The sequence below is a fragment of the uncultured Gimesia sp. genome (genome assembly GCF_937919775.1).
Taxonomy (GTDB): Bacteria; Planctomycetota; Planctomycetia; order Planctomycetales; family Planctomycetaceae; genus Gimesia.
Genome location: NZ_CALFPF010000704.1, coordinates 1 through 3,691, shown reverse-complemented (window position 1 = coordinate 3,691; position 3,691 = coordinate 1). Strand labels below are relative to the sequence as shown.

2 protein-coding genes and 1 pseudogene are annotated in these 3,691 nt (G+C 47.8%); 2 read left to right on the top strand and 1 reads right to left on the bottom strand.

The window, feature by feature from the left end:
- Nucleotides 1-127 precede the first annotated feature (127 nt).
- Both Q0294_RS19935 and Q0294_RS19930 read left to right on the top strand, forming a co-directional pair.
- Nucleotides 128-1,882 carry a hypothetical protein gene (locus tag Q0294_RS19935; RefSeq protein WP_299468961.1) on the top strand — a complete coding sequence of 585 codons (1,755 nt, stop codon included), beginning with the start codon at nt 128-130 and terminating at the stop codon, nt 1,880-1,882.
- A 201-nt stretch (nt 1,883-2,083) separates the two neighbouring features.
- Complete coding sequence (locus Q0294_RS19930) at nt 2,084-3,166, top strand: EF-hand domain-containing protein (RefSeq protein ID WP_299468959.1); 1,083 nt, start codon at nt 2,084-2,086, stop codon at nt 3,164-3,166.
- Nucleotides 3,167-3,199: 33 nt separating this feature from the next.
- Here Q0294_RS19930 and Q0294_RS19925 read toward each other — a convergent pair.
- A pseudogene (locus tag Q0294_RS19925) lies at nt 3,200-3,691 on the bottom strand (hypothetical protein); the annotation flags it as partial.

The window sequence follows — 3,691 nt, the reverse complement described above, 5'->3', positions numbered from 1 at the left end:
ACAGAATTGCTACAAATAAACAGTATAAGTCATCGTTGCGCTCAATTGTTTCGACAGGGCCTCTAAGTCGAGCCAGGCGCGAGGTATCTTTAAATCCCCTCATGATAGAGAAAGAATGAAGGCTCCAATGAGAAAGCCACTTTTGTTATGTACTTTTGTGTTGATGCAGGCGCTGGTCCTGTTGACCGCTCAGGCCGGCTATGCACAGAATACCGTTAAGGCAGCCCAGCGCATTCCCGCTGATACACTCTTGTATTTTTCGATTCCCGATGTCGAAACTCTCGGTGATAAGTGGAGTCAGTGCTCGATGGGGCAAATGACCCATGATCCCGCATTTGCTGACATGAAGAAGGATCTGGTCAAACTGATCGAAAAGTTCTCTGAAAAGTTCGAAGCAGAAACAAAGCTGGGTCTTAGCAACGTGATGAGTATCCCCAGTGGAGAAATCTGTTTCGCCTTTGTCAAAAGCGAAGAAGGCAAATTCGGCGGACTGGCTTTCATGGAATATGGAGAAAGCGGCGAAATCCTGGAAAAGATTCTGGGAAGAGCGGCAGAAGGCCTGGATAAAGAAGGAGCCCAGCGTGCCATCCGTAGTGTAGAAGGAACAAAAATCACCGTTTATTCCTTCGAAAAAGAAGGGGATGAAGAAGATCCTGTTAAAGTTCCGCTTGAGAAAAAGTTTGCCTACTTCCTCAAAGACAAAACGTTTGTCGCTTCCAATGATGAAAAAATTCTGGAATCCGTTTTAGCAAAGTGGGATGGCCAGGGACAGGACACTCTCGCGAGTAAAAAAGAGTTCCAGTATATCATCAACAAGTGTCTTGAACCGTCTGCGCCTGCTGTCTCGCAGTGGTACATGAACCCCATCGGTGCACTCCAGTCCGTTTTGTCAGTTGCCAGCCGGATTAATCCACAGGTTGGTATGGTTCAAGGTTTTCTTCCCGCACTCGGAATTACAAATCTGAAAGCAGTGGGCGGATCTAGCTACCTGGCCACTAAGGAATATGATTCGATAACAAAAACATTCACCTTCGTCGAAATGCCCACGTCCGGGATTATCGACATGTTTAAATGCCCCGCCGTAGCGCAACAACCACCGTTGTGGGTTTCAGACAAAGTCTCAACCTATTACTCAATTAACTGGAGCATCAGCGGTGCCTATGATTCAATTGAGACCCTCTTTGACGGTTTCCAGGGACGTCCGGGGGCACTCGCTGCCATCATCGATCAAATGGCCGATAAGCCTGAAGGTCCCAAAGTTCACATCAAAAAAGACATTGTGGACAACATGAGCGGCCGCATTCAGGTTGCAACAGAGCTTGCCGAAGGCGAGCAAATTGACCTGACGAAAATGTCCGGTCAGTTCACGGTGGCTTTCGGGTTAAAGAACTCGGACGCATTCCAGAAGCTGATTGCCTCCCTGACAGCCCGCGACGACTTTCCCGGACAGACGAGAGAATTTCAGGGAATCACGCTCTACGAACTTCCAGGAGCCGTTTTGAATTTACCCACTGATGCCGGTTTCTGTATTGCGGAAAACCAGCTTTTCATTGCCAATGACGTCAAACAAATTGAAAATGTTTTGCGGAAAGACCGAGGCGTCGGATCTCTGATAAATAATCCGGACTATAAGCGAATTTCAGAAAAGTTTCCGGAGAAGACTTCCATCATTACATATCAGAATGCCGATGCACAAATTCATGCTCTCTATGAATTACTGCGAAAAAACGATAGTGCCGTAAATCTGGAAGGTATTGACTTAGGAAAGTTGCCACCTTTTGAAGTGATTCAAAAGTATTTGCCCGTTTCAGGCGGATATACAATTCCCGATGACCAGGGATTCTTCACTTCCACCTTTACTGTGAAAAAAACCACTCCTTAACGGTCTGAATCTCGATTATTTACTTGATTGACTACATAAACCCGGTGGGGCTTCTCACCGGGTTTTTTCGTATCTGCTGTTATTTCGGGGAATTGACCAATACCCTGGGAGACTCTGTGTGTTTAATCAAGTAGTTACTGCTTCAGATATCGGGTTTCCGGTACACATTTCCATCACGGCACTCCCACGAAAGGGGCTGTTATGCAACGTACTTCTCATTCGTTGACCTTTTTGACGGTTCTTTGTTTCTCAATCAATGGCCTGTCTGCAGCACCGGAGCCAGGGGAATCTGCTCCCCAGGATATTTTTCAGCAACTCGACAAGAATTCCGATGGAACCGTTACCGCTGACGAAGTACCAGAGGACAAGGAGCGTTTCTTCGATCACCTGATTCGACTGGGAGACCAGAACAAAGATGGTAAGCTGACGAAAAACGAATTCGAATCCGGCTTGAAAAAAGAAGATCAGAAATTTCCCGCAGGAGAATCGCCCGACCGGAATCGGGATCCGCGTAATTTTCAAATGTTTATGAGTCGCCTCGACCGGAACGGAGATAAAAAAATCTCCAGGGACGAAATCCCCGAACCGCTGCGCGAGCGTCTGGAACCTCTCTTTCAACGGTTAAATAAAGACGAAATTTCACTGGAAGAATTGAGTCGCTACGGCAATATGTTCCGCGGTAAACGGGAAGGGGACAAACAAAACGATAGCCCCAAACGCAATGAGGGAGAACCTTCCGAGCGATCAGAACGTTTTTTCCAAAGCCTGGATTCCAATAAAGACGGCAAGCTGACACTCGAAGAAGCTCCCGAGCAGGCAAAACCAATCCTGCAACGCATTCTGGAGCGATCAGGCAAGGGAAAGGACGCTGAGCTTACCAAAAAAGAATTCATGGAAGCCTTAGCTCAATTTCGTCCCGAGCGTCGTCCGGAAGGCCGTGATGGTGATAAAGAGATGAAACGTCCCGACATGCCGAATCGAGAAGAAAGTCGCCGCCGTGGAGATTTTCAGGGACGTCCTCCTGCTCCCGCTTTCATCATGATATTAGATACTGACAAAGATGGCCGGCTGAGCAAAGAAGAACTGAGCCAGATGAAAGAACTTCTCGAAAAACTGGACCGCAATGCAGATGGCTATCTGGATTTTGCCGAAATGCTGGGCGGTGATCGTGAACCATTTGGTCCTCGTGGCAGAAACCGTATGGACCGCCCTCGACGACCGGAATCAGATCGTCCCGAGGGAGAAGCGCCGAAACCCGACGCAGATAAAAAAGCGGCGGAATAACGACTGCACTCTCCTGTGCGGCAGTCGCTGTTATTAAGTCCCGGAATTCTGAGAGGCAGTTTGCTCTACTAACGGAGCACTGCCTTTTTCTTTTTGCAGGTGCTGAACCCAGGCCGGGGGAAGATTAAACCAGACCCAGTCCGTTTGAATGCGAAACTGGCGGGTATAATGGCTCATGATGTCATCGATTTGCCGAATGCGTTGATTTTCTTCTCCCCGCGAAATCACTTTGCGAACAGGGCGTACATACATATATTCAAAATAGGACAATACGCCGCCCGGCTTGAGTAGACGAAAATAGGCCTCAAAGATTTCACCAACTAATTCCGTCGGAAAATTATTCAGCGGTAACCCGGAAATGATGAAATCATATTCCTCTCCCGCCCCATATTCCTGCAAGGGGCAGTTATGGATCGACGTCAGGTGTTTGATCTCTTGAAACCCCTGTTCTGCATCAAAACGCTGATGCAGGATCTCCACAAACTTTTCATTTAATTCGACCAGATCCAGTTGATCTCCGGGTTG

Excerpts from the sequence above, each read along its gene's own strand:
- Q0294_RS19935 (WP_299468961.1), top strand. The coding sequence starts at position 128 with ATGAGAAAGCCACTTTTGTTATGTACTTTTGTGTTGATGCAGGCGCTG.
- Q0294_RS19930 (WP_299468959.1), top strand. The coding sequence starts at position 2,084 with ATGCAACGTACTTCTCATTCGTTGACCTTTTTGACGGTTCTTTGTTTC.